Here is a 25425-nt window from a genome sequence, read left to right on the forward strand (position 1 = left end):
CAAGCAAATTTAAACTGACGGCTTTTTGACCAGGTTTCAGGTATACTTGCTAAGGCGCGATTATTTCGCGCCTTTTTAATTTCCCTCATTCTATTTCATATTCGAGACTTTATGCCCCAGACATCTAATGGCGTATCTGAAGATACGGCAGTTGTGCAAAAGCCCGCCCTTGGCCTTGTTGAATTTGTTGCGTTAATGGCGACCATGACATCGCTAGTTGCGCTTAGCATAGATGCTATGCTGCCCGCACTTATCCAAATTGGTGAGTCACTAAATGTCGAGGAGGCGCATCATACTCATTTGATTGTAACCGTGTTCTTTTTAGGTATGGCGTTTGGACAAATGTTCTTTGGTCCATTCTCGGATAGCCGTGGCCGTCGTCTAACTATTCTGGTGGGCCTGTGTATTTTTGCCCTTGGTACCTTTGTGTGCATGCTGGCCACCAACTTAGAGACCATGCTGGTGGGGCGGGTTATTCAAGCGTTTGGTGTTTCTGGTCCTCGTATCGCTTCAATGGCCATTATTCGTGACTTATACGTGGGTGATGCCATGGCAAAGGTCATGTCGTTTATCATGATGGTGTTTATATTGGTCCCCATGTTGGCGCCGATTATCGGCCAAACCGTGATGGAACTAACCTCTTGGTTCCATATATTCACTTTATTTTTGGTGGTCGCTACTATGGCTGGAATTTGGTTCTTCTCTCGCCAGGGGGAAACTCTGCCACGGGCGAGGCGTAGGAAGTTCTCGCGGGCACACTTTGTTAAATCATCAAAATTTATTCTGACCCACCCAGAAGTGATGGGTTACACCTTTGCCATGGGCTGTATTTTTGGGGCGTTTTTAGCGTATTTAAGCGCGTCACAAACCATATTTACCGTGTTTTACAATGTAGGTGAATGGTTCCCCTATATCTTCGCTACCCTTGCCTTTTCTATCGGTCTTGCCTCTTACTTTAACGGTAAAATGGTCATGCGGTTTGGTATGCGTAAGCTCTGTCGATTTGCCCTTAAAGGTGTGAACGCTTTTGCGGTGGTGTATTTAGCGCTGCTGTTTGCCTACGATGGTCTGCCGCCATTAATTCCTACCGTGGCTGTTATGTTTGTTGGCTTTTTCTTTGTGGGTATTTTATTTGGTAATTTAAACGCAATGGCCATGCAGCCGCTAGGCGATATGGCAGGTTTGGGTGCCGCAATTATTGGCTGCTTTTCAAGCTTGTTCTCGGTTCCCGTAGCGCTTGTTGTCGATAGTTTTTTGGATGGGAACTTGATGCCAATAGGTTGGGGCTTTCTAATCTTTTTTGCGCTGGCTTACGCATCAGTTCGCTTTGCTGAACGGGTTCGTGAAAGTGCGGTCTAGAATATGTTATAGCGGTTTGCCAGTACAATTGTGGTGTGTATAAGCATAGGTAAGAGCAGCGCTCAGTTATTGACAGGCATAAAAAAGCCCGACCAAAATGGTCGGGCAAGAGGGCTTAGTTAAGCACCTAACGACAGAAACTGTCCTAACAACTGTCTTACACTACAATGGCTTTCATGTCAGTCATGTAGCCACGCAAAGTCTTACCTACTGATTCCACACCGTGTGAACGGATGGCTTCGTTAATTTCAACAAGGCGTTTGTTCTCTACTTGATTTGAAGTAGCCGCTAAACCCTTACCGATAACGCTGGTATCAATGGTAGGCATAAATTTTTCACGCAAAATCGGAATTGCTGCGTTGGCAAACAAATAGTTTCCATATTCTGCTGTGTCTGAAATAACCACGTTCATTTCATACAAACGCTTACGTGCGATTGTGTTAGAAATTAGCGGTGTTTCATGCAGTGATTCGTAGTACGCAGACTCAGGCAGAATTCCAGCTTCAACCATCACGTCGAACGCAACCTCAACACCACACTTGATCATGGCAACTAGCAAGATGCCGTGGTCAAAGAATTCTTGTTCGCTGATTTCACCTTCGTAAGCTGGTGCGTTTTCAAACGCGGTCTCACCGGTTTCTTCACGCCACTTAAGTAGGTTCGCATCGCCATTTGCCCAATCTTCCATCATGGTGCGAGAGAACTCACCGCTGATGATGTCGTCTTGGTGCTTTTCAAATAGCGGACGAAGTAAATCAGTTAGCTGCTCAGAAAGCTCAAACGCTTTTACTTTTGCAGGATTTGAAAGACGGTCCATCATGTTAGTAACGCCGCCAATCTTAAGTGCTTCAGTAATGGCTTCTAGACCGTACTGAATAAGCGCACCTGCGTAGCCTGGGTCAATGCCGTCATCAACCATTTTCTCGAACGCAAGTACCGCTGCAACTTGTTGCATACCACATAAAATGGTTTGCTCGCCCATAAGGTCAGATTTAACTTCAGCCACAAATGATGACTCAAGTACGCCTGCGCGGTCACCGCCGGTAGCACTAGCAAGTGCTTTCGCCTGCTCCCACCCTTTACCTTCAGGGTCGTTTTCTGGGTGCACAGCAATTAGTGTTGGTACACCAAAGCCACGCTTATATTCTTCACGTACTTCAGAGCCTGGACTTTTCGGCGCACACATAATTACTGTGATATCGCTACGAATTTGCTGGCCTTCTTCAACGATGTTGAAGCCGTGTGAATAACCTAACGTTGCACCTTTTTTCATAAGCGGCATTACTGCCTCTACCACACTTGCGTGCTGCTTATCAGGTGTTAGGTTGTAAACTACATCAGCTTCTGGAATAAGCTGCTGATATGTACCAACAGTAAATCCATTGCTTGAAGCGCGTTTGTAAGAGTCGCGTTGCTCATCGATGGCCGCTTGACGCAGCGCATAAGAAACATCTAACCCTGAGTCACGCATGTTCAGGCCTTGGTTAAGGCCCTGCGCGCCGCAGCCTACAATGACAATTTTCTTGCCTTTTAAGAACTGACAGCCGTCAGCGAATTCATCGCGTGCCATGAAACGGCAGCGGCCAAGCTGGTCTAACTGCTGGCGAAGTGACAGGGTGTTGAAATAATTAGCCATAAAAATTTCCGAACAACATTCATTTTTGTCAATATCAAACACCGACCTTGGCGTTGACAGACCTCGTCTATGACGACTTGGTAGTGAGACTAAAAGATTTCTTTTGTTTTGGAAAATGATATATTTGCAAGATAATATTGCAAATAGTGAAATGTTCATGGATTTTCGTAGTCTTCAACTCTTTAACCACTTGGCCACTAGCCTACATTTTGGTGTTACTGCAGAGGCCATGTATGTATCACCGTCTACCCTTAGCCGTGTGATACAGCGCCTTGAAGACGAGTTGGGCTGTAGCCTATTTAAACGTGATAACCGCAAAGTTGCGCTTACCCATAGCGGCCACAAGCTCCTGTCGTTTTCTAAACAAGCATTGCAAGAATGGCAGCAATTAAAAGTAGATTTAAAAGAAGATAACGACGCACTACAGGGTGAACTCAGCGTATTTTGCTCGGTGACGGCCAGTCAAAGTCATTTGCCTGCTATGCTAAGGCAGTTCAGGCAGCAGCACCCAGGCGTCGATATTCGCCTGATCACAGGCGACCCTGCTCTTGCGATTGAAAAAGTAAAAGGTAAACAGTGCGACCTGTCTATTGCTATCTACACGCCTGATATGCCCACGGATTTACATTTTACCGCGTTAGACAATGTGCCTTTGGTACTTATAGCCCCGCGAGAGTGGCGATTGACTCAGCTGAATCAGTTAGATTGGACCAAACACCAAGTTATCATGCCTGAAACGGGCCCTACGCGCCGCACTGCCTACCACTGGTTTGCTGAACATGGCATTCGCCCTAACGTATATGCGTATGTAGGTGGTAACGAAGCTATCGTAAGCATGGTGGCACTAGAATGCGGTGTAGGCTTTGTACCTAAAGTGGTACTTGATCACTCCAGTATGGCCAACGCAGTAACACAAATTCCAGTAGCAGATATAGAGCCCTACGCCCTTGGCTTGTGCTGCTTGCAAGATAAACAAAACGAGCCGCTTATTAACGCTTTTATGCAGCTTAACGTTTAATATGGCGTAACCGTAATTAGCTCGTACTTAACTGTTTAATAAGGTTATCAAGCGCGCGATAGCCCAATGCCTCTGCAATATGTGCTCGCGATACCGCTTTTTCATCTTCAAGGTCCGCAATAGTTCTGGCGACTTTTAACGTGCGATGGAATACCCGCATAGACAAATTGAGTTGCTTCGCCGCAGCTTGAAGAAAGCGCAAATCAGCCTCATCAAGAAGGCAAATATCTGCCAGTTCTCCAGCATGCAGCGCACCGTTTGGCTTTCCTTGACGTTGTTCTTGTTTATACCTAGCTGCGATAACCCGTTCTCGTGTGGCGTGCAGAGAGTCATCTGGCCTATTACCACGCTCTGGTAAGTCATAATCAGGCAGTCGAGGCACTTCCACTTGAATATCTATTCTGTCAAGAAGCGGGCCCGATAACCGGTTTAAGTAGTTAAGCTGTTGCTGTGGTGTCAGCCGGTTGTCGTCAATATCGCCTGTGGGGCTTGGGTTCATCGCTGCTACCAACTGAAAATTGGCCGGATACGTCGCACTTCCTGAAGCTCTAGACAAGTGCACGTCGCCAGTTTCAAGTGGTTCGCGCAGTACATCCAACGCTTTGCGGCCAAATTCGGGAAGTTCGTCTAAAAATAAAATACCGTTATGGGCCAGCGATATTTCGCCCGGTACAGGGTTAGAGCCGCCGCCAGTTAATGCCACGGCGGAACTTGTATGGTGTGGCGAGCGCAAGTGGCGCGTGAGAAATCGTTCAGCATGCAGCTTTTCGCCTTTAACCGAATGAATGGCGGCGACTTCCAGCGCTTCTTCTTCGCTCATATCCGGCAATAGGGACAGCATTCGGCTAGCGAGCAGGCTCTTTCCCGTACCAGGAGGGCCAACCATCAATAGGTTGTGAGCCCCGCTAGCTGCAATAATTAGGGCCCGTTTAGCCTGTTCCTGGCCGATAATGTCATCCCATCCGGTATTAGAGGTACCCGGTGAATGTGAGGTAAAAGGCTGACCCTTTGCGAGCTTTTTATTGCCGGTAAGGTGTTCATAAACAGAAAGCAAGTCAAACGCGGGAAAGCGGGTTGCATGGGAAACCAGCGCGGCTTCAACATCATTATCACCTGGATACACCAGCGCAATATCTTCGTTAGCGGCCGCCATTACCACTGGAATAAGGCCATTGACGGGCTTGATTTCACCATTCAAAGCAAGCTCGCCGACAAAGGCGATATTTAATAAGCTGATATCTGAAATATAGCCCGAGGCGGCCAAAATGCCTACGGCGATAGGAAGGTCGAATCGCCCGCCGAATTTGGGAATATCTGCAGGTGCTAAATTTACCGTTATTCGTTTGGCGGGAAATTCAAAGCCACTGTTGATTAAAGCGCTGCGTACCCGCTCTCGTGCTTCTTTTACGCTGGTTTCTGCCATGCCGACCAGTTGAAAAGCAGGTAGGCCATTAGCCAGGTGAATTTCTACACTTACCTCTGGTGCAGACACGCCCTGCCCTGCAAAGGTTTTAACCACAGCCATTCCCATAGGTAAGCAACCCTCTTCTGTATGCTTATTGTTATAGATAATGAAAATCAAAAACGGCAAGACGCAAATGTTTCGCTCTCGTCCGAATTGGGTAAACTCTAGTGAGAGCGGAAGAAAGATGTAACTGTACTTACGGCGGGAATTACGGAAGGAAGACGCTAAGCACAGCTCGAAAACACCATATTTAGCAAAGGCAACCTAAGTGCTAGTGATGGTCGTTGTAGAAAACAGGAAGCTGCCAGTGCCAACGCATGGCGCCGAGTCTAAACAATACGGTTGTAACAAGGGCGGCGATACCGCACCACTGTGTTGCAAGATCAAACTGTAAGCCTATGCCGTAAACAATGCCGCCCGCAATACAGGTCATCGCATACAGCTCGCCGTTTAGTACGAGCGGTACCTCGCGGCAGATAACGTCTCGTAATAAACCACCAAACACGCCCGTAATGGTGCCCATAGCAACTGCCACCGCCATACCGGTGTCGTTGGCTAAGGCTTTTTCTATACCTACTACGTTGAATAACGCGAGCCCAAAAGCGTCGGCGATTAGCAGGTAGTGAAAGGGAAAGCGAGGGCTTATTCGCAGCCATATGATAGGAATAAAAGCGGCAATAAGCGTGGTGTATAAATAATCTGTGTCGGCAATCCAAAATACGGGAACATCTAACATCACATCACGAAGCGTACCTCCGCCAATGGCGGTAGCACTAGCGAGGACCACCACGCCAAACCCATCCATACGCTTCTGATAGGCCATAAGGGTGCCGGAAATTGCACATACAGCAACACCCGCTAAGTTAAGCCAATGAAACCAATCGAACATGTTTTCTACCCTTTTACTGCCCTTAAGAACTCGCTTTTTCTACCGCAAAAACTTGATCGAACCGTACATTTCATGCTATTTCTTTGCCCAATAACAACACGTCGTTTAAACGTGTGTTGATATAAGGGGTAAAGCCATAACCTCTTACGAACAACATTTCATTTTTATAATGCCAATGGAAAGCGGTATTGTAAGTCAAATATATTATTAAAAAACAAAGCGCTACCAATAAGTTAGTAGTCATGCTTTGTCGCCCTTCGCTTGAAAGACCTAAGATGATTTAACACATCATCATTATGACACGCAATTACGAGTAAAACAGCGCGTATTGGAACGACCCAACGCAAGACTGGTTTACCACTGTTTTTTCAAAGTTTCACAAAAAAGGTCTAGCATTTAAACCTAGACCTTAAATTAACGGGAAGGATTTATGCCCAAGTTACGTTCTGCAACTACCACGCAAGGTAGAAATATGGCCGGCGCTCGCGCGTTATGGCGCGCAACTGGAATGAAAGACTCTGATTTTGGAAAGCCTATTATTGCAATTGCAAACTCATTTACGCAGTTTGTACCGGGGCACGTTCACCTTAAAGACCTCGGTCAGCTGGTAGCGCGCAGCGTCGAGGAGGCCGGTGGTGTAGCGAAAGAGTTCAACACTATTGCGGTAGACGATGGTATCGCCATGGGGCACAGCGGTATGCTGTACAGCCTCCCTTCTCGTGAAATCATCGCTGATGCAGTGGAATATATGGTAAACGCGCACTGCGCTGATGCCATAGTGTGTATCTCTAACTGCGACAAGATCACGCCGGGAATGTTAATGGCGTCTATGCGTCTTAACGTTCCGGTTGTCTTTGTATCGGGCGGCCCTATGGAAGCCGGTAAAACTAAGCTTTCCGATCAGATTATTAAGCTTGATCTAGTAGATGCAATGGTAGCCGCTGCCGACGATAAGGTAAGCGATGCTGATACCGATGAAATTGAGCGCTCGGCCTGCCCTACCTGTGGTTCATGCTCTGGTATGTTCACTGCTAACTCTATGAACTGCTTAACTGAAGCGTTGGGTTTATCACTGCCGGGTAACGGCTCTATGCTGGCTACTCATGCCGACCGCGAAGGCTTGTTCAAACAAGCGGGTAAGCAAATTGTTGAGCTTTGTAAGCGTTATTATGGCGATGATGATGAAAGCGTTTTGCCACGCAATATTGCAAACTTTAAAGCCTTTGAAAATGCCATGAGCTTAGATATTGCAATGGGTGGTTCAACAAACACCATTTTGCATTTGCTCGCAGCGGCAATGGAAGGTGAAGTGCCTTTTACTATGGCAGACATTGACCGATTGTCTCGTAAAGTGCCCCATTTATGCAAAGTGGCGCCTTCTACGCCAAAATACCACATGGAAGACGTACACCGTGCGGGTGGCGTGCTAGGTATTTTGAACGAGCTAAATAAGGCGGGCCTGCTGAATACTGATGTTAATCACGTTTTAGGTAAACCGCTTACCGACGTTATCAGCGAATGGGACATCACGAACCCAGAAAACAAAGACGCGATTACTTTTTATCGCGCGGGCCCTGCGGGTATTCGCACAACTAAAGCCTTTAGCCAAGATTGTCGCTGGGATGAAGCCGATGACGACCGCGAAAACGGCTGCATCCGCTCTGTCGAGAATGCGTTCAGCCAAGAAGGTGGTCTTGCTGTGCTCTATGGAAACTTGGCCGAAGATGGCTGCATTGTTAAAACCGCAGGTGTGGACGAGTCTATTCTAAAATTCAACGGTACTGCCCGTATTTATGAAAGCCAAGACGATGCGGTAGCAGGTATTTTAGGCGACGAAGTAAAAGCGGGTGATGTGGTCTTTATTCGTTATGAAGGCCCTCGTGGCGGGCCGGGCATGCAAGAAATGTTGTATCCAACGTCATACTTGAAATCTAAAGGGTTAGGTAAGCACTGCGCCTTGGTAACAGACGGGCGCTTCAGTGGAGGCACTAGCGGCTTGTCTATCGGACATTGCTCACCAGAAGCCGCTAGCGGCGGTGGTATTGGTCTTGTTGAAGATGGCGATAAAATCGAAATCGATATTCCTAACCGAAGTATCAATATCGCCATAAGCGATGAAGAACTTGCAGAACGTCGCGCAAAAATGGAAGCAAGCGATACGCCTTGGAAACCTAAAAACCGCGTGCGTGAAGTTTCCACATCACTTAAAACCTTTGCGGCGTTAGCAACCAGTGCCGATAAGGGTGCTGTGCGCGATGTCAGTAAGCTGGAAAATTTGTAATGACAGCAACACACGTTAGCGATCACGAGTACTTAAAGAAGATTTTGCTTGCCCCCGTTTATGATGTGGCTGTGGCCAGTGAGCTTTCTTATATGTCTTTGCTTTCGGCTGAACTTGGTAATGAAATCTTTCTAAAACGGGAAGATCAGCAGCCAGTAAAAAGCTTTAAACTGCGCGGTGCCTATAATCGTATTTGCTCGTTAAGCGAAAAACAGCTGCAAGCTGGCGTTATAGGCGCATCAGCGGGCAATCATGCTCAAGGCTTAGCGTATAGTGCAAAAATGAAAGGCATTCAGGCGACCATCGTTATGCCGGAAACCACACCCGATATCAAGGTCGACGCAGTACGCCGCTTTGGCGGTGAAAACGTCAATGTGGTATTGCACGGCACCAGCTTTGACCAAGCAAGCAATCATGCCAAAGCACTATGTAAAACCCACGGTTATACCTTCGTACCGCCCTTCGACGACCCAGATGTTATTGCAGGGCAAGGTACGGTTGCACGAGAGCTACTAGAGCAAAACCCAAATCTTGATATTTTGTTTATTGCCGTTGGCGGTGGTGGCTTAGCCGCGGGTATTGCGGTGTACCTAAAGCAATTAAAGCCAAGCATAAAAATTGTTGCGGTTGAGTCGGAAGAGTCGGCTTGTTTTATTAAGGCAAAAGCACAAGGTGAGCCTACTGAACTCGAAAGCGTCGGCATCTTTGCCGATGGCGTTGCCGTTAAAATTATGGGGCAAGAGACCTTCCGCCTGTGTAATCGTTTAGTGGACGAAACCATCACCGTTACTAACGATGAAATTTGTGGCGCAATCAAAGATATCTTCGATGATACGCGGGTTATTGCTGAGCCTGCGGGCGCGCTTTCGGTGGCGGCAATTCGCAAATATGCCAAGCAGCATGACCTTAATGGCAAAAAGCTAGGCGGTATTCTGTGTGGTGCAAACATAAACTTTCATACACTTCGCTATGTATCTGAACGCTGTGAGCTAGGTGAACAAAAAGAAGCGGTATTTGCGGTTAAAATTCCTGAAACCAAAGGTGCGTTTAAACAGTTTTGCGAGTGCGTTGGGGCTAAAGCGATAACCGAATTTAACTATCGCTATGCAAGTGAAAGCGAAGCGCACATTTTTGTGGGGGTTAAGCTTAAAGGCGGACAGCAAGAGTTTGCTGCGCTGCAAGGTGACCTAGAAAGTAAAGGGTACGACTGCGTTAACTTAACCGACAATGAATTAGCAAAACTTCATGTTCGACATATGGTAGGTGGCCGCCCGCCAACCATACTCAACGAACAAGTGTTTAGTTTTGAGTTTCCAGAGCGACCCGGTGCTTTACTGAATTTCCTAAACACATTGGGCGAACAATGGAACATTACGCTGTTTCACTATCGCAACCATGGCGCAGCAGAAGGCCTAGTTTTAGCTGGATTTGATATTGCCCCTGAGAGCCGTGACGACTTTAACCAGCACGTCGCAGAACTTGGTTACAAGGTAGAAGAGGTAACAGATAATCCGGCTTATCGCTTTTTCTTGTCTCAACCTGCCTAGAAATATTGCTAAGTAAATGCTTGGCTGAGCCCGTTTTCGCTTTGCATTGTTTCACGTTAAGCCCAGGCTTACCGAGGAGCGATGCAAAGCGGCATTATGTTAAGCAAGGATAGGCTAATTAACGCTATTTTGAGAAACTGAAAGCAAAATACCCTTATATGCCGCATAAAAAAGCCCATGTTCTACATGGGCTTTTGTTTTTAAAAGCGAATATCTCTCATGAACAGTATTACTCAGCCGAACCGTTTAGCGCTACGTTCTCTAAGTGCTGCATCATTTCAGGCCAAATGAGGGCCATGACGTCTTGACGAAGGGCCTCACACTCTTCTGAGTATTTGAGGCTGCCATCTTTTTCAGAATCTAACCAATGGTTTTCTTTAAGTGCACCAATGAAACTAGACAGTACATTCTTGTCGTAAAACTCTGGTGAGCTTAGCCCGTAAAGCGCAGACAAGCGCTCTGCAACTTGCTTGCTCTCGCGCTCTAGTGCGCTACGGCTTATTACTTTTTCTTTATCAAGAATAGTCAGTACTACGGCATAACGCTGCAATGTTTCCTGCATACAACGGCTCAACAGCCATGCTGAATGGAATTCTTTACAGTGCGCATCCGGAGGAAGAAGCTCTCCCTCTTTTTGACGTAAAAGCCCATTATCTAACAGAGCCGTGACCAGTGCATCGGTATGGGCAAGGGCTTCATCTTGGGTAAGGTGCAAAAACAGTTCTTTTTGCAATAAAGGGTAAAGCGCTGCAATAAGCTGCAGTATTTCGTTCTTTGTTGCCCCTTTCTTCGCGAAAACAGACGCCATAATCAAGCCTGGAATCGCAAACAAGTGCAAAATATTATTTCGATAATAGGTAAGGTAAACCGCTGATTTAGGCTGAGGACTAATTAGCCTGCCATAATCGTCTTCCTTTATATCAAAGCGACCGAGTTTTAGCGTATCGCGCAGCAATTCTTCAGCCGTCGATTCTGGGATTGTTGCATCTTCACTGAAGGGTACAGCCTTGAACAAATCCATAAAATCGCCGATGGCTTGTTTTAACTCAGACTCGCTCATAGTTTGAGTTTTTGAAGACAACAAACACAGCGAGGTTAGCGCCATACCGTTTAACGCAGCAGCGCGGTTTATGCGAGTCATAACGTTGTTTGCTAATTCATTAACCGCTGGCGTTAACCACGCAGGCTTTTTCTCAGGTTCAGCATCGCGACAGTCACGCCAGTTTGGCACATGAGTCTCGAGAAACTGGTTAAGCGCGATTGGTTCACCAAAGTTAACATAACCGTGGCCGTAGTTTTTCAGCTTGCGAATGGCTGAGAACACCTGAAGGTTAGACTCTTTTTTCTTCTTAGAGCCTTTAAGTTCATTGAGGTAACTCTTTACCTCCATTACATTTTCGTAGCCAATGTAAACAGGCACGATGCTGACTGGGCGATTAACCCCTTTAAGCATAGCTTGAATGGTCATGGCTAGCATGCCTGTTTTCGGCGGTATCAAACGACCGGTGCGGCTGCGGCCACCTTCTGGGTAATACTTTACTGAATAACCCTTATTGAACAGTAACTCTAAATATTCTCTAAATACGGCAGTGTATAGCTTGTTACCTGCGAAACTGCGCCGTAGGAAGAACGCCCCGCCACGACGAAACATTTTGCCCACAGGCCAAAAATTGAGATTTATACCCGCTGCAATGTGTGGCGTTACCATACCTTCATGATAAATCACGTAAGTCAGTAACAAGTAGTCCATATGGCTACGGTGACAGGGCACGTAAATGATCTCGTGGCCGTTTGCGGCAAGCTCACGAATACGGTCTGCATGACCTACGCTAATACCGTTATATATCTTGTTCCAAATGCGGGTGAGCAGCCTATCGCCGAACCTGATAAGTCCCTCACGGTAATCTGCAGCGATTTCTGTGATATAGCCTTGAGCTGTCTCTTTTGCTTTATCGTGAGACACTTTCTTGCTTCGTGATTCTTCAGCAATGGCTCGACGAACTGCATCAGAACCCAACACACTATTATTTAGTTCTTGCCGCTCTAACAACGTTGGGCCAGTCATACTTTGGCGTTTACGCTGAAAGTGAGTGCTTGCTACTCGTACAAGTTTGTGAGCAATACTTTGGTCGCTGCCATGTTGGTTAGACATCGCTCGTGCTGACACTGCTTTGGAATAGTTGATGAAGTTATCTCGGCCCAAAAATAACACGATGAATAACTTGCGAAGCCAGCTTGGTGCTGCGGCTTCTGTGATCAAGTCACTCAAGCCTGGATTACCACGACCGGGAGCTCTTCCCCACGTTACATATACAGGCACGACCTGCAAATCCAGGTTTTCATGGTCTCTGTGCAAATGAAAAAGGTCAGTAAAAACCTCTTCGATACCCGTATCTTTCGGTGATGAGCGAAAAATGGGTTGGGTTTTTCGCAGAAACAATGTCGATGAATATTCCCTGCCCGCTAGCGTGAGCGTTTCGGTTGGGCTAGGTAAACCTAATGCTTCGGTCGACATTCTCAATGCGAGCTGGTCTGTCACTGAGTTTGAGGGAAGAAGATAAACAATCGGCTTGCTTTTATCTATTCCAAGTTCGGTCTCAACGTTTACTGGGATACTGTGGGCTTTTACCAGTAACTTAACAGGATAATGAAATACCGACAGGAGGGCTTTTCGCATCCACGACATGAATTGTGTAATCCTATGAAATAAAAACGGGTGAAGTGTAACATAATCGCTTCACGATCTCGCGATATGCCATTTTCATTGCTGTAATGACTAGATCATAGCGCACAAGTTCAAAAACTTGTCCTCCTTTTATTTAGTAAACGTTTTTCACTACTCCGCTTATACTTTTTTACTACCCATAATGCCCCGTATTTTGTTGCTATACCGAGTCACTGTTACTACTTTTTATATAGGTAAAAATTAATGAGCTACGCGTAGTGAACGATCAAACTCGTTTAAAAACCATTGACGATTTCATGCTAAACAGTGAATTACCTTTGGACTTAGATGATCTAATGGCGATTCTTGCTGAGGCATATCAAGTTCCGATAGCGCTTATCGGTATTGTAGGTCAATACGAAGAAACGTTTAAAGCCAAATTCGGTACAGATTTAGCTCGTATAAATCGAGAGCATGCTTTTTGCAGCCGCGTGGTAGACGAAAAAAAACAACTTGTCGTGTGCAATGCCAAAGAAGATCCCCGTTTTTCAGATAACCCTTTGGTTACTGGCGAACCGAATATTTGTTTTTATGCGGGGACACCGATAAGGATAAATGACCAAGTGGTTGGCGCGGTCTGCCTGATTGATAGTAAGCCGCGGGAGATGGACGAGAAACGTCTGAAGTTATTAGAAAGAGTGGGTGCATTAGTCAGTCAGCACATATCTCTTTCACGAGAACATGAAGCCCTAAAGAGAGAGCATGGCCTAATAGAAAAGTCTCCTATTGTTTTAGCGACATGGCGATACGACACCTCACTGCGGTTAGTTCATATATCAAATAACAGTGAACGAGTGTTGGGCATTTCAGCCCACGATTTGCTCGAGGGCTTGGTTGAGCTTAGCGATGTTATAACACAGGAAGCGGATAATGCGTTTACCTTTGCTATGCAGGCACACATGGAAGGGGTCGAATCTCATTCATGTCGTTTACAAATCACTACGCCTAGCAGAACTATTTGGGTGAGTATGATTTCGACTGCGAATTTTAGAGAGGATGGTGCGTTATATTCCGTACAGGCATTTCTATTTGATACGAGCGACCAAAAATACGTCGAAGATAAGCTGAATAAGACAAACCAGAGAATGCGTTTATTGTTAGAAGCTTCGGAATTAGGTACATGGGATTGGAATTTAGCCGCCGACGTCAATCAAGTAAATAAGCGATGGTGCGATATTGTTGGTATTGAATATGAATATTACGATACCAGCGCGCGTTTTTTTCGACAGCTTATTCATCCTGCTGACTACGTTAATGTAGAAAAAATGCTTCACGATCATTTGAAAGGCAAAACAAGTGTTTTTAATACGACGTTTCGTATGAAACATACTAATGACTCATGGGTTTGGGTGGAAAGCTACGGGAAAACGGTAGAGACTGATGAAAGAGGAAGGCCAGTCCGTATTGCAGGCATTCATCGCGATATTACCGAGAGGATGGAGCGAGAGCTTCACGAGAAGAAAAAGACCCAGTTACTTCAGTTTATCAATAAGACCCGAGCGTCATACTTACAAAATAATGATTTGACCCTGGCCTGCCAAACAGTACTGCCTGAATTAATTGATATTTCTGACAGCCAATTCGCATTTATAGGTCAAATGAAGGGAGAGGGTGAAACGTCACGGCTTTTCATACATGCCATATCCGAAATAGTGTGGGATAGCAGTAGCTTCACTCAATATAATGAATACAAAAAGCGAAATTTGTATTTTAGTAATTTCAATAATCTTTTCGGAACCACCATTGTGACGGGCGAAGTGACCATTAGTAATGTATCGGGAAGTCACCCTAACTCTAAAGGTGTGCCTAAAGGCCACCCGCGAATAAGTCGATTTTTAGGATTGCCGATAAAGATTAAAGACAGAGTGGTGGGAATGATTGGGCTGGCGAACAAGTTTGACGTTTATACCGTCGAAGATGCTGAGTTTTTACAGCCCCTGTTAGACGCCCTTGCAGGGCTTTTCTATGCAGTCGAGCTAGAAGAAGGAAGAGCTATTGCAGAAGAAAAGCTGCGCCGGTTAGCGATGACCGACTCTTTAACAGGGTTGTACAACCGCCGTGCTTTTGTAGATGAATGTAATAAGGTGTCACAAAGGCATGGCAGTGGTTGCGTTGCCATCATCGACGTGGATCATTTTAAAAAGGTTAACGATACTTACGGGCACGATGCTGGCGATCAAGCGCTTATTTTGATTGCGGGTAAGATTGCTAAACAAAATCAGGCGCCTGGCGTGGTGGCGCGGCTTGGTGGGGAGGAGTTTGGGCTCGTCGTTTTTGGTGAAACCAAAGAAGAAATACATGTCCAATTAGAGGCTTTGCGTATTGCTGTTGAGGAAAGTACGCTCACCTACGAATCGGACAAAATAAGCCTAACTATTAGTATTGGGGCCGCATTTATCGAGGATACGTTTGGCGTAGACTTTAGCTCGCTTTTATCTGATGCCGACAAATCACTGTATTTAGCGAAAGAAAAAGGAAGAAACAAGGTGGTTTGGGTGAGTTAAGGGCAAAAGACAAGGCAAGTGCTTGTTATTTGCTTTTAGGTGTATATACTTACAGGAACTGTATGAACAGACAGGTCTTTTATGCGCCCACTCACAGCTCGACAAACTGAAGTTTTAGAACTAATCAAGACAACTATGCAAGAAACGGGTATGCCGCCTACCCGTGCTGAAATTGCTCGTCAACTTGGCTTCCGATCTGCTAATGCAGCTGAAGAACATTTAAAGGCGCTGGCGCGAAAAGGCGTGATAGAAATTCTTCCGGGCACGTCCCGAGGCATTAAGCTAAATATTCCTCTTGAGAGTGAAGCGGCTGAGGAAGAAGGTCTGCCGCTTATAGGGCGCGTTGCCGCTGGTGAGCCTATTCTGGCGCAAGAGCATGTCGAATCGCATTACAAGGTAGACCCCGCGTTGTTCAAGCCTCAGGCCGATTTTTTACTTCGTGTAAACGGCATGAGCATGAAGGACATCGGTATTTTAGATGGAGATTTGCTAGCGGTTCATCGCACGACGGATGTTCACAATGGTCAGGTTGTTGTTGCCCGTGTAGACGAAGATGTTACGGTTAAGCGTTTGGAAAGACGAGGCCGTGAAGTATTGCTACATGCTGAAAATGAAGAGTTTGCGCCAATTAAGGTTGATCTCGCTAACGAGCCGTTTGCCATTGAAGGTATCGCGGTGGGCGTTATTAGAAACGCAGACTGGATGTAAGGTTTTAGCAACTTTGATTAAAAGCGGCGCATTAGCCGCTTTTTTTATGCCTCTTTATCCCCTCCCCACTCACCGTTTTGGCAACTTAGGGTTTAATGTCTTGGTAAAATTACTCAGCATTACTGCCCTACTTTTGATGAGTTTCGACGGCATTGAAATTGCTATTTGTTGTAGAAACAGTCAATTCCGAATTCGAGCGCTGTTTGAAAGTGATGTTTAATCGCTAAATACTTTCCTATTTTTTAGGCATTTAGAAAAAAATGAGCGCCGACCCCGTGTTCAAAATGAGCGTTTAATTTAAACGCCCATCAATTTATGGCGGCCTCAACGTTACTCGCCTTATCTCATGCTATGTGATTCTCAAATGATTAAATTTTGACCGTTTCATTAAATTTTTAATAGAAAAGACTAGACGGCGCGACATTATTGAGCAATTCTTATACAGAGATTAACAAAATAATAACAATGGCTCTAAATTTGTTTTACAAATTGAGGTGAAGGGTCAAGCGTTCGCAATTCATTTGGTAGGGTATCGCGCTCAAAGAAAGCGTCTTCAGTCCTACCATTACGGAGGTGCTGAGTGAAACAACAAACGACCATAGTGGCAAAGTGGTGTGCAACCATATCAGCTTTGCTTTTCTCTTCATTGCTTTTCGCACAGGAAACGGTAGAAGAAGCTTCTTCATTGAACTTGAGGCGCGGCGCGACCGATATTAGTGGCCAAGTATATGACCTTCACATGCTGATGTTTTTCATTTGCGTCGGCATTGCGGTAGTGGTTTTTGGCGTAATGTTTGTTTCTATGTATTTACATAGAAAATCTCGAGGCGCCAAGCCAGCAAATTTTCATGAAAATGTAAAGGTGGAAATTGCATGGACAGTTATCCCCTTTCTCATTCTTATCTTTATGGCGGTTCCCGCAGCGAACACCCTCATTGCCATGGAGGATACCACTGAACCTGATATGACGGTGCTAGTAACGGGGTCGCAGTGGAAATGGCACTACAAGTACATGGATAGCGACGTCGAATTCTATTCACTTCTAGCTACTCAGCGGGAACAAATCGAAAACAAATTTGAAAAAACAGATAACTATTTGTTGGAAGTCGATCGCCCGCTTGTCATTCCTACGGGCAAAAAAGTTCGTTTTCTTATTACTTCTGACGACGTGATTCATTCTTGGTGGGTACCTGACTTCGCCGTGAAGAAAGACGCAAATCCCGGGTTCATCAATGAGTCGTGGGCGAAAGTAAACGAACCGGGAATTTACCGCGGACAGTGCGCAGAACTTTGCGGAAAAGATCATGGTTATATGCCGGTTGTAGTTATCGCCAAAGAGCCGGCTGAGTTTGATAAATGGATGGGTGAACAAGAGGAAAAGGTTCGTCTGGCGAAAGAAGAAGAACAGCGATTACTTTCAATGAACATGTCAATGGATGAGTTGATGAAAGAGGGCGAGCGCGTCTATAACGCGACGTGTGCCGCCTGTCATATGCCTAACGGTGAAGGTTTGCCAGGCGTATTTCCTGCGTTAAAGGGCAGCAAAATGGCCCTTGAAGATCAAAAAGGCCATATTGATATCGTGCTTCACGGTAAATCGGGTACGGCGATGCAGGCATTTAACAAAATGCTTAGCCTAAAAGAAATAGCGGCGGTGGTTACCTATGAACGAAATGCATGGGGAAACAATACCGGAGATATGGTTCAGGCCAAAGATGTCAACGCTGTGGCAAACGGAAACTAGGAGCAGATCATGAGCAAAGCAACTGAAGTTATCTCGCCAGATACCGCTGCGCCCCACGCTGGCCACGGGCATGATGAGCATAACCATGAACACCACGATCACATTCCAAAGGGGATAACTCGCTGGCTGTTTACCACTAATCACAAAGACATTGGCACGCTCTACCTATGGTTTGCTTTTATTATGTTTTTAGTGGGTGGAGCGATGGCGATGGTCATTCGAGCCGAACTCTTTCAACCAGGTCTACAGATAGTTGAGCCGAATTTCTTTAATCAAATGACCACGGTACATGGGCTTATCATGGTATTTGGGGCGGTGATGCCCGCCTTCACAGGACTGGCTAACTGGTTAATTCCAATGATGATTGGCGCGCCAGATATGGCACTGCCCCGAATGAATAACTGGAGTTTTTGGATATTACCGGGTGCGTTTTTAATCTTGCTTAGCTCGCTCTTTATGGAGGGAGGCGGCCCTGCGTTTGGTTGGACTTTTTACGCTCCGCTTTCAACCACTTATAGCGGGGATTCAACGGCGCTTTTCGTGTTCTCTGTTCATATTATGGGTATTTCGTCAATCATGGGAGCGATTAACGTAATCGTTACCATATTTAATATGCGTGCACCGGGTATGACGTGGATGAAAATGCCCCTGTTCGTGTGGACATGGCTAATAACTGCGTTTTTACTTATAGCGGTTATGCCGGTGCTCGCGGGGGCGGTAACCATGGTATTAACTGATAAGTTCTTTGGCACGAGTTTCTTCGATGCTGCTGGTGGTGGCGACCCTGTTATGTTCCAGCATATATTCTGGTTCTTTGGGCATCCTGAAGTTTATATTATGATTCTGCCAGCGTTTGGCATTATTTCTCAAATAGTCCCTACCTTCTCTAGAAAGCAGCTCTTTGGCTATGCGTCGATGGTTTATGCTACCGCGTCTATAGCACTGTTATCGTTTATTGTATGGGCTCACCATATGTTTACGACGGGGATGCCGGTGTACATGGAAATGTTCTTCATGTTTGCCACCATGCTTATTTCTGTGCCGACAGGTGTAAAAGTGTTCAACTGGGTTGCAACAATGTGGCGCGGCTCTCTAAGCTTTGAAATGCCGATGATGTTCGCTATCGCTTTTATTGTGCTTTTCACTATTGGCGGTTTATCAGGGTTAATGCTTGCGATTACGCCCGTTGACTTCCAATACCACGACACGTATTTCGTTGTGGCTCATTTCCACTATGTCTTGGTAACAGGTGCTGTCTTTTCCATTATGGCTGCTGTCTATTACTGGCTGCCTAAATGGACAGGGAAAATGTATGACACCACACTTGCGAAATGGCATTTCTGGTGCTCGCTCATTTCAGTAAATGTCCTCTTCTTCCCTATGCATTTTGTTGGTTTGGCAGGTATGCCTCGCCGTATTCCAGATTATGCTCTGCAGTTCGCCGACTTCAATAAATGGATAAGCTTGGGCGGCTTTGCATTTGGCCTTTCTCAACTGATCTTCTTGGCGCTACTTATCAAGGCGTGTAAGAAGCAGGGGGAGGCCGTGTCGTCACAAGTATGGGATGGCGCAGAAGGTCTAGAATGGGAGATTCCATCGCCTGCTCCTTATCACACATTCGAAACACCGCCCGTTGTGAAATAAGCAGGCAGTTGTTGCTATGAATGTGGGCAGTGTGGATAACAATCCACACTGTCTAAATGGTGGAGTAATTAGATAGTTTTTTCACACGTCTAATTGCCCTCACCTTTGGATTTAACCGGAGGTAGCGTGATGTCACAACAAAGTGCAAATAACAAAATGGTGATCAAGCTAGTTGCGATTGTCATCGGCATGTTTGGCTTCGGCTTCGCCCTGGTGCCCCTTTACGATGTGTTTTGCGACGTGACAGGGATTAACGGCAAGACAGAGGGAAGCGCAGCGGTTTACCAATCAGTAGAAATTGATGAATCTAGGGAAGTCACGGTCGAGTTTATAACCCGAACCAACTCTGGAATGCCTTGGGAATTTCGTGCTGAAACCAAACGCGTAAAAGTTCATCCTGGTGAACTCAATACTGTCTCTTTCTACGTGAGAAACCCGGCGTCGAGTAATATTGTGGCGCAAGCGATTCCTTCTGTATCTCCTGGTATGGCAGCACTCTACTTAAACAAAACCGAATGCTTCTGCTTTAACCAGCAGCCTCTGGATGCAGGGAGTGAAGCGTATATGCCCATGCAGTTTTACGTCGACCCTCAGCTACCAAAAGATATTACATTTTTTACATTGCAGTACACACTCTATGACGTCACAGCGCGAGCAAGTGACCTAACGACAACACCGAATCCCTTTATGACTTCAGCACCGTCTGCCGGTGAATAGGCGCAAGGGGTAAGGAGAAAAAAATGCAGTCCGAAATTCAGAATAACGACTACCAAAAATATTACGTACCCGCGCAAAGCCCTTGGCCAATTGTAGGAGCCGTTGCGTTATTCCTTATCGCCGTAGGCGCAGGCAACTTTGTGGTTGAAGCGACGAAAGGTGAGGCCGGCTATGGAGGTTATATTCTTTTAGCAGGTATCGCGGTTTTGCTCGTAATGTTGATTGGCTGGTTTAAAAATCAAATCGATGAATCGATGGCGGGGCTTTATAGCGATCAGTTGGGCCGTTCCTATCGACAAGGAATGAGCTGGTTTATATTCTCCGAAGTCATGTTCTTCGCCGCGTTCTTTGGTGCACTTTATTATGCGCGATTTATTGCTGTGCCATGGCTGGGTGGAGCATCAAACAATGCCATGACCAACGAAGTGTTATGGCCAACCTTTGAGGCGATGTGGCCCCTTGTTACTACACCTGGTGGCATTACCACACAAGAGATGAGTGCCGCAGGTCTTCCAACTATAAATACTGTCATTCTGCTTATTTCTTCAGTTACGCTGCATTTTGCGCACGTAGGGTTGGAGCAAAATAAACGTAAGCAATTAACTTTAATGCTTGGCATAACGATTTTACTTGGGTGTGGGTTCTTGTTCCTTCAGGTAGAGGAATATATCCATGCTTATCGCGATTTAGGGCTAACACTTCAGTCAGGCATTTACGGAAACACCTTTTTTATGCTCACTGGGTTTCATGGTATGCACGTCACCTTGGGTACCATCATCCTGATCGTACTGTTTTTCAGGGTATTAAAGGGGCACTTTTCGCCAGACAACCATTTCGCGTTTCAAGCGGGGAGCTGGTACTGGCACTTCGTAGACGTAGTGTGGGTAATGCTCTACATCTTTGTCTACGTGCTATAAAAAAACCCCCAGACTCAATAAGGTCTTGGGTTTGGGGTAATCAAGCCTGTACCAATAGCGATAAGGATAAGAATGACAATGATGGCAGAAGTGAGGACACGTCGACCAATGTATTTACTCATGGGGCCTTTTGTCGTGTCATTTTTAATCATAACTCGCATTGCCATGAACAAGTTCACAATCATAAATAGCACTAAAGCAATAAGGACGATTTTTATTAGCATACTGACCTCTTTTTTTATTCTAATGCGCCACGGAGCCAGATAATCATGTTTTCTCGCCCACGCCATTTTATACCCTGGTTACTTACGGGTATTAGTGTGGCAGCTATGTGCGGCTTGGGATACTGGCAACTTGAGCGCATGGTCCAAAAGCAACAACGTTTAGCTAGCATAGCGCAAAAGCAAAGTAATGGAACCTTGAGTTTAGAGGCAGCGCTGACGCATTCAGACCCTCGTGACATTATTGTCTCGGTGAAGGGGCAGCTCGATGGTAATCACGTTCTTTTTTTAGATAATCAGATACACAATCAGCGCGTTGGCTTTGATGTTTTGGCACCGGTCTATACAAACGCGGGATGGTTGCTCGTCAACTTTGGCTGGTTACCAGCGCCAGATCTAGTAAGAACCCTACCGAACATAAGTTTATCGAGTGAAACACGGGCGTTCGAAGGCGTTATTAGTGTGCCTGGCGAAAACCCGCTGGTGAGAGAAACGAATATGTCGCTTTCTACTAGTCCAACACTTATTCAACACATAGACTTTTCTGCACTTGGCAGTGCGCTAGAGCGAAAGTTTTTACCGTTTATTCTTCACCTTACAACGCCTGATCCCGCCTATGTTCGCGAATACAAAGCCGTTGTAATGTCTCCAGAAAAGCACCTTGGTTACGCCGTTCAATGGTTTGGGTTAGCCATCGCGGCAGCGGCCATCGGCGGCTATGCAATTAGTAAGAAAGGACGAAGTTATGAGTAATACTGCTTCAAAGAAAACCTTAATCATTATGGTGGCAGTGTTTGTTTTGCCGGTGGTATTGGCAAAGCTAGCACTAGAAAATGACTGGTTTACCAAAGGCGCTACCAATAAGGGGCAACTGTTGTCGCCCACTATTGATATGGGGGCTTTACTTGACGACGCAGATCCTAAATGGCGTTTGCTCTACGTTATGCCAGACGAGTGTGATGCCGTATGTGAGAATGCACTGTTTAGCATTAATCAAGTGTGGCTGGCACTGGGAAAGGAATCTGACCGTGCTCAAGCACTAGTTGTCACCACATCCTCCAGTGATAAACGTGCAATAGCTGCCTTACGTGAATACCCTTTCGTTGAGACAATGATGGTTACCACACCCACCTCTCTTGCCTCAAGCAGTGTTTACATTGTAGATACGCAGAATAATGCCATGCTCTTTTACGAGATTAGGGATGATAGAAAAGATGCTGTGATGGAAAGTCGCAATATGCTGGCCGACATGAGAAAGCTCTTGAAATTATCACGCATAGGGTAATCGCTATGAAGAAGTTAACACTATTTAGTATTTTCCTTGCGGCGGTTGTCATAATTTTAGGTGCCTATACACGTTTGACCGATGCGGGCCTTGGCTGTCCCGACTGGCCTGGATGTTACGGCAACCTTACCGTGCCCTTAAGTGAAGAGAAAGTGGCTCAGGCAAACGCAGCCTATCCAGAGCGTCCTGTCGAGGCATTCAAAGCGTGGAATGAGATGATTCATCGTTACTTCGCAGGGACCCTAGGGCTTTGTGTGTTGGCTATTGCTATCATTGCAGTAAGACAGCGTCATAAAGGCACGCCGGTGAAGCTTCCTCTGCTTTTACTTGGGTTAATAATTTTTCAAGCTGCCCTTGGCATGTGGACAGTAACGCTCAACTTGTTACCTGTCGTCGTAATGGGGCATCTACTGGGAGGCTTTTCGGTTCTATCCTGTCTTTTTGTGCTTTATTTACGTTTACGCAATCGCACTTACGAAGCATACCATTTGGATCTAAACGATGTCCCAATCGAAAAGGCAGCCTCAGATACGTCACAGAAAGCTAATTCATTTCAGTCATCCCTTAAACTTGCAGCTTTTATTGGCGCAGGCGTTCTAATAACGCAGATTGCGCTTGGGGGGTGGACCTCTGCTAACTACGCCGCACTTGCGTGCACAGAGATGCCTGTTTGTGAGAGTGGTTGGCAAGAGCGTATCGATATCCCCGGAGCCTTTAGCGTTCCTGATGCACAAAACTATGAATTTGGCGCTCATGATTATGGTGAGCGAGTCACTATGCATATTGTTCATAGATTAGGTGCTCTCATTACCTTTGTGTATTTACTCGCCTTGGGGATTAGTGTTTTAGTAAGCCGCTACGCTACATCAAAACAAAAACATGTAAGTGCATTTATGATACTAGCGCTATTCACACAGGTGGCTTTAGGTATCAGCAATGTAGTCTTCATGTTGCCACTCGCCGTAGCCGTTTTACACAACGCGGTGGCTGCGATACTGCTTCTATCGTTGATAAATCTAATTTTTACGCTAGTGACAAGGACACAGCATACGCGTGCCCTCAACAGTGGTAGACAAAATAGTCATGCATTATCAGGTTCACGCCCCTTGCATAGTGCTGGCGCATTCAGAACGGACGCATCGACACCTAACGCTATTGCTGGGTCAACGTCTTCTCATATTCTCCCTAGAGCTCCAGGAGGTTTCTATGGCTAAATCGGTTTCGCTACACGCTCGTACATCTCGCCAACATCAGGTCGTAACGTGGCGTGATTATTATGAGATGACTAAGCCTAATGTGGTTATGCTGCTACTATTAACCGCCCTTGTGGGTATGTGCTTAGCCACGCCAAACTGGGTCAATGCGAAAATTCTGATATGTGGTTTGTTAGGCATTGGCATGCTGTCAGCTTCTGCAGCAGTTATTAATCATGTTGTAGATCATAAGATTGATAGTGTAATGGCGCGTACCTTTAACCGACCGGTAGCTAAAGGCAAGGTAAGTATTAACCACGCGCTATGGTTTGCTGGCACCTTGGGAGTATTGGGCTTTGTTGTGCTTGCTCTTTTCGTAAACATGCTAACAGCGTGGTTAACCTTGGCCAGTTTGGTCGGCTATGCGTTCATATACACAATGTACCTAAAGCGCGCTACGCCACAAAACATCGTTATTGGTGGGTTAGCGGGGGCTGCTCCTCCTCTTTTGGGGTGGACCGCGGTAACAGGAGAAGTTCACTCTCACGCATTGCTGCTCGTACTCATCATTTTTACATGGACTCCACCCCATTTCTGGGCGCTGGCTATTCACAGAGAAAAAGACTACGCCAAGGCCAAGGTGCCTATGTTGCCGGTAACCCATGGCGTTGCCTTTACTAAAACTTCAGTTCTGCTGTATACCGTTTTGTTAGGGCTTGTTTGTTTACTTCCTTATCTGACAGGAATGAGCGACCTTATTTACTTGATAGGCTCGAGTCTTCTCAATATTGGTTTTTTGTATTATGCGTTAAAACTTAAATTCGATGCGCAACCTGAAACTGCAATGAAAACTTTTAGGTTTTCAATTATTCATCTCATGGTATTGTTTGTTGTACTACTCTTAGATCACTATGTACCATTGAGTTTATGAATCAACGAACTATCGTCGGCCTTGTTGCATTTTTAGCATTATGTGCGGGCATCGTCGGGGCGCTTTATATCGCGCCCCCATCTGTTGAAAGCCAACCTGAATACTTTCAAGCCTATCCTGAACCTCGTGAAATCACGCCGTTCGAATTAACGTCACATGATGGCGACATTTTCGATAACGCATCGTTGGAAGGGCAATGGAGTCTTGTGTTTGTGGGCTATACCTTTTGCCCTGATATCTGCCCTACCACCATGGCTGAATTGAACGGTATATACCCTGAACTAAAAGCCCTAGAGAGTGTCCAACCTATTAAAGTTGTTTTTGTATCGGTAGATCCAAAACGCGATTCAGTAGAACGACTTGCAGAGTACGTAAACTATTTTAATGAGGAATTTATCGCCGTAACCGGTGAGCACAAGGCGCTTTTTCCCTTCGTTCGCAATTTGGGAATGATGTATGCTATCGCAGAAAGCACCGACAACCCCAATTATCTAGTTGATCACAGTGCTTCTGTTGTACTTGTCGACCCTGAAGCTAGGGTGATAGGAAGATTTAAACCAAAAAGAGAGCCAGGGAAGCTATCGGTAAGTGATCCTCAGCAAATATTGGCAGACATGCCAGTAATTATTTCGAAGCAGTAA

20 protein-coding genes are annotated in these 25425 nt (G+C 45.8%); 15 read left to right on the forward strand and 5 right to left on the reverse strand.

Features of this window, described 5'->3' with window-relative positions:
* Positions 1-111: 111 nt before the first annotated feature.
* Positions 112-1359 (forward strand): multidrug effflux MFS transporter, encoded by a 1248-nt coding sequence (locus tag C6Y39_RS17115; RefSeq protein WP_205664218.1) that lies wholly within the window; start codon positions 112-114, stop codon positions 1357-1359.
* 157 nt (positions 1360-1516) lie between these two features.
* Here C6Y39_RS17115 and ilvC read toward each other — a convergent pair whose 3' ends face one another.
* A complete protein-coding gene (gene ilvC, locus C6Y39_RS17120; RefSeq protein WP_105932705.1) occupies positions 1517-2995 on the reverse strand; it encodes a ketol-acid reductoisomerase in 1479 nt (492 codons plus the stop codon).
* 157 nt (positions 2996-3152) lie between these two features.
* Here ilvC and ilvY point away from each other — a divergent pair, with 157 nt between their 5' ends.
* Entirely contained in the window at positions 3153-4013 is an 861-nt protein-coding gene (gene ilvY, locus C6Y39_RS17125) for an HTH-type transcriptional activator IlvY (RefSeq protein ID WP_105932706.1), read from the forward strand.
* A 16-nt stretch (positions 4014-4029) separates the two neighbouring features.
* Here ilvY and C6Y39_RS17130 read toward each other — a convergent pair whose 3' ends face one another.
* Both C6Y39_RS17130 and C6Y39_RS17135 read right to left on the reverse strand, forming a co-directional pair.
* Positions 4030-5544 (reverse strand): YifB family Mg chelatase-like AAA ATPase, encoded by a 1515-nt coding sequence (locus C6Y39_RS17130; RefSeq protein WP_105932440.1) that lies wholly within the window; start codon positions 5542-5544, stop codon positions 4030-4032.
* Between the two features lie 205 nt (positions 5545-5749).
* Positions 5750-6367 carry a trimeric intracellular cation channel family protein gene (locus C6Y39_RS17135; RefSeq protein WP_105932441.1) on the reverse strand — a complete coding sequence of 206 codons (618 nt, stop codon included), beginning with the start codon at positions 6365-6367 and terminating at the stop codon, positions 5750-5752.
* A gap of 430 nt (positions 6368-6797) precedes the next feature.
* On the opposite strand from C6Y39_RS17135, the gene ilvD reads away from it, so the two are divergent.
* Together ilvD and ilvA are read left to right on the forward strand one after the other, a co-directional pair.
* Entirely contained in the window at positions 6798-8648 is a 1851-nt protein-coding gene (gene ilvD, locus C6Y39_RS17140) for a dihydroxy-acid dehydratase (RefSeq protein ID WP_105932442.1), read from the forward strand.
* Positions 8648-10195: a threonine ammonia-lyase, biosynthetic gene (gene ilvA, locus C6Y39_RS17145; RefSeq protein WP_105932443.1), complete on the forward strand. Its 1548-nt coding sequence runs from the start codon at positions 8648-8650 to the stop codon at positions 10193-10195. Before ilvD ends, ilvA begins: the two co-directional genes overlap by 1 nt.
* 229 nt (positions 10196-10424) lie before the next feature.
* Here ilvA and plsB read toward each other — a convergent pair whose 3' ends face one another.
* On the reverse strand, positions 10425-12881 hold the full coding sequence (gene plsB, locus C6Y39_RS17150) for a glycerol-3-phosphate 1-O-acyltransferase PlsB (RefSeq protein ID WP_105932444.1): 2457 nt from the start codon (positions 12879-12881) through the stop codon (positions 10425-10427).
* Positions 12882-13138: 257 nt separating this feature from the next.
* Between plsB and C6Y39_RS17155 the strand changes: the two genes are divergently transcribed.
* The 6 genes from C6Y39_RS17155 to C6Y39_RS17180 all read left to right on the forward strand — a co-directional run bounded on the left by C6Y39_RS17155 (position 13139) and on the right by C6Y39_RS17180 (position 21154).
* Positions 13139-15424: a sensor domain-containing diguanylate cyclase gene (locus C6Y39_RS17155; RefSeq protein ID WP_105932445.1), complete on the forward strand. Its 2286-nt coding sequence runs from the start codon at positions 13139-13141 to the stop codon at positions 15422-15424.
* Positions 15425-15505: 81 nt separating this feature from the next.
* Positions 15506-16132, forward strand: coding sequence for a transcriptional repressor LexA (lexA, locus tag C6Y39_RS17160; protein WP_105932446.1), 627 nt, complete (start codon positions 15506-15508; stop codon positions 16130-16132).
* Between the two features lie 580 nt (positions 16133-16712).
* Positions 16713-17876: a cytochrome c oxidase subunit II gene (gene coxB, locus C6Y39_RS17165; RefSeq protein WP_105932447.1), complete on the forward strand. Its 1164-nt coding sequence runs from the start codon at positions 16713-16715 to the stop codon at positions 17874-17876.
* 9 nt (positions 17877-17885) lie between these two features.
* A complete protein-coding gene (ctaD, locus tag C6Y39_RS17170) occupies positions 17886-19520 on the forward strand; it encodes a cytochrome c oxidase subunit I (RefSeq protein WP_105932448.1) in 1635 nt (544 codons plus the stop codon).
* A 129-nt stretch (positions 19521-19649) separates the two neighbouring features.
* Positions 19650-20237 (forward strand): cytochrome c oxidase assembly protein, encoded by a 588-nt coding sequence (locus tag C6Y39_RS17175; protein ID WP_105932449.1) that lies wholly within the window; start codon positions 19650-19652, stop codon positions 20235-20237.
* A 23-nt stretch (positions 20238-20260) separates the two neighbouring features.
* On the forward strand, positions 20261-21154 hold the full coding sequence (locus C6Y39_RS17180) for a cytochrome c oxidase subunit 3 (protein WP_205664219.1): 894 nt from the start codon (positions 20261-20263) through the stop codon (positions 21152-21154).
* A 14-nt stretch (positions 21155-21168) separates the two neighbouring features.
* On the opposite strand, the gene C6Y39_RS17185 is transcribed toward C6Y39_RS17180, so the two are convergent.
* A complete protein-coding gene (locus C6Y39_RS17185; protein ID WP_105932450.1) occupies positions 21169-21378 on the reverse strand; it encodes a DUF2909 domain-containing protein in 210 nt (69 codons plus the stop codon).
* Positions 21379-21423: 45 nt separating this feature from the next.
* Between C6Y39_RS17185 and C6Y39_RS17190 the strand changes: the two genes are divergently transcribed.
* The 5 genes from C6Y39_RS17190 to C6Y39_RS17210 are packed head-to-tail and all read left to right on the forward strand — an operon-like array spanning position 21424 to position 25425.
* On the forward strand, positions 21424-22128 hold the full coding sequence (locus C6Y39_RS17190; protein WP_105932451.1) for an SURF1 family protein: 705 nt from the start codon (positions 21424-21426) through the stop codon (positions 22126-22128).
* Positions 22121-22660: a hypothetical protein gene (locus tag C6Y39_RS17195; RefSeq protein ID WP_105932452.1), complete on the forward strand. Its 540-nt coding sequence runs from the start codon at positions 22121-22123 to the stop codon at positions 22658-22660. The genes C6Y39_RS17190 and C6Y39_RS17195 overlap by 8 nt, the downstream gene beginning before the upstream one ends.
* 5 nt (positions 22661-22665) lie before the next feature.
* A complete protein-coding gene (locus C6Y39_RS17200) occupies positions 22666-23874 on the forward strand; it encodes a COX15/CtaA family protein (protein ID WP_105932453.1) in 1209 nt (402 codons plus the stop codon).
* Positions 23867-24784 carry a heme o synthase gene (gene cyoE, locus C6Y39_RS17205; RefSeq protein ID WP_105932454.1) on the forward strand — a complete coding sequence of 306 codons (918 nt, stop codon included), beginning with the start codon at positions 23867-23869 and terminating at the stop codon, positions 24782-24784. Before C6Y39_RS17200 ends, cyoE begins: the two co-directional genes overlap by 8 nt.
* Positions 24781-25425 (forward strand): SCO family protein, encoded by a 645-nt coding sequence (locus C6Y39_RS17210; protein WP_105932455.1) that lies wholly within the window; start codon positions 24781-24783, stop codon positions 25423-25425. The genes cyoE and C6Y39_RS17210 overlap by 4 nt, the downstream gene beginning before the upstream one ends.

It is taken from the genome of Alteromonas gracilis (assembly GCF_002993325.1).
Taxonomy (GTDB): domain Bacteria; phylum Pseudomonadota; class Gammaproteobacteria; order Enterobacterales; family Alteromonadaceae; genus Alteromonas; species Alteromonas gracilis.

What these genes read in the sequence shown, in the direction of transcription:
- C6Y39_RS17115 (WP_205664218.1), top strand. Translation starts at nt 112, where the DNA reads ATGCCCCAGACATCTAATGGCGTATCTGAAGATACGGCAGTTGTGCAA.
- ilvC (WP_105932705.1), bottom strand. Translation starts at nt 2,995, where the DNA reads ATGGCTAATTATTTCAACACCCTGTCACTTCGCCAGCAGTTAGACCAG.
- ilvY (WP_105932706.1), top strand. Translation starts at nt 3,153, where the DNA reads ATGGATTTTCGTAGTCTTCAACTCTTTAACCACTTGGCCACTAGCCTA.
- C6Y39_RS17130 (WP_105932440.1), bottom strand. Translation starts at nt 5,544, where the DNA reads ATGGGAATGGCTGTGGTTAAAACCTTTGCAGGGCAGGGCGTGTCTGCA.
- C6Y39_RS17135 (WP_105932441.1), bottom strand. Translation starts at nt 6,367, where the DNA reads ATGTTCGATTGGTTTCATTGGCTTAACTTAGCGGGTGTTGCTGTATGT.
- ilvD (WP_105932442.1), top strand. Translation starts at nt 6,798, where the DNA reads ATGCCCAAGTTACGTTCTGCAACTACCACGCAAGGTAGAAATATGGCC.
- ilvA (WP_105932443.1), top strand. Translation starts at nt 8,648, where the DNA reads ATGACAGCAACACACGTTAGCGATCACGAGTACTTAAAGAAGATTTTG.
- plsB (WP_105932444.1), bottom strand. Translation starts at nt 12,881, where the DNA reads ATGTCGTGGATGCGAAAAGCCCTCCTGTCGGTATTTCATTATCCTGTT.
- lexA (WP_105932446.1), top strand. Translation starts at nt 15,506, where the DNA reads ATGCGCCCACTCACAGCTCGACAAACTGAAGTTTTAGAACTAATCAAG.
- ctaD (WP_105932448.1), top strand. Translation starts at nt 17,886, where the DNA reads ATGAGCAAAGCAACTGAAGTTATCTCGCCAGATACCGCTGCGCCCCAC.
- C6Y39_RS17175 (WP_105932449.1), top strand. Translation starts at nt 19,650, where the DNA reads ATGTCACAACAAAGTGCAAATAACAAAATGGTGATCAAGCTAGTTGCG.
- C6Y39_RS17180 (WP_205664219.1), top strand. Translation starts at nt 20,261, where the DNA reads ATGCAGTCCGAAATTCAGAATAACGACTACCAAAAATATTACGTACCC.
- C6Y39_RS17185 (WP_105932450.1), bottom strand. Translation starts at nt 21,378, where the DNA reads ATGCTAATAAAAATCGTCCTTATTGCTTTAGTGCTATTTATGATTGTG.
- C6Y39_RS17190 (WP_105932451.1), top strand. Translation starts at nt 21,424, where the DNA reads ATGTTTTCTCGCCCACGCCATTTTATACCCTGGTTACTTACGGGTATT.
- C6Y39_RS17195 (WP_105932452.1), top strand. Translation starts at nt 22,121, where the DNA reads ATGAGTAATACTGCTTCAAAGAAAACCTTAATCATTATGGTGGCAGTG.
- C6Y39_RS17200 (WP_105932453.1), top strand. Translation starts at nt 22,666, where the DNA reads ATGAAGAAGTTAACACTATTTAGTATTTTCCTTGCGGCGGTTGTCATA.
- cyoE (WP_105932454.1), top strand. Translation starts at nt 23,867, where the DNA reads ATGGCTAAATCGGTTTCGCTACACGCTCGTACATCTCGCCAACATCAG.
- C6Y39_RS17210 (WP_105932455.1), top strand. Translation starts at nt 24,781, where the DNA reads ATGAATCAACGAACTATCGTCGGCCTTGTTGCATTTTTAGCATTATGT.